Raw genomic sequence first — 246 nt, forward strand, 5'->3', positions numbered from 1 at the left:
CGTCGGCGCGCAGCGGGCGGGCGCGGTAAACGCCCGTCGCGGCGGCCGCATGCGGCCGAACGCCCGCGCGACGACCTTTCCACAGGAGATTTGATGACCGATCCACGTCCGGCCAACGTGCCTTGGTTGACGCCTTATCTGGCCGTGCGCAACGCGCGCGCCGCCATCGACTTCTTCAAGGCCGCATTCGGTTTCGCGCTGCGCGACGTCCATGACGAGGACGGCGCGATCATGCACGTCGAGATG

General features: G+C 68.3%; 1 protein-coding gene. It reads left to right on the forward strand.

The window, feature by feature from the left end:
• Positions 1-93 precede the first annotated feature (93 nt).
• Positions 94-246 (forward strand): VOC family protein (locus SB816_RS34060; RefSeq protein WP_410548506.1); only part of this gene is annotated, 153 nt, incomplete at its 3' end.

Origin of the sequence: Achromobacter sp. SIMBA_011 (assembly GCF_046535435.1) — a bacterium.
Taxonomy (GTDB): domain Bacteria; phylum Pseudomonadota; class Gammaproteobacteria; order Burkholderiales; family Burkholderiaceae_B; genus Achromobacter; species Achromobacter dolens.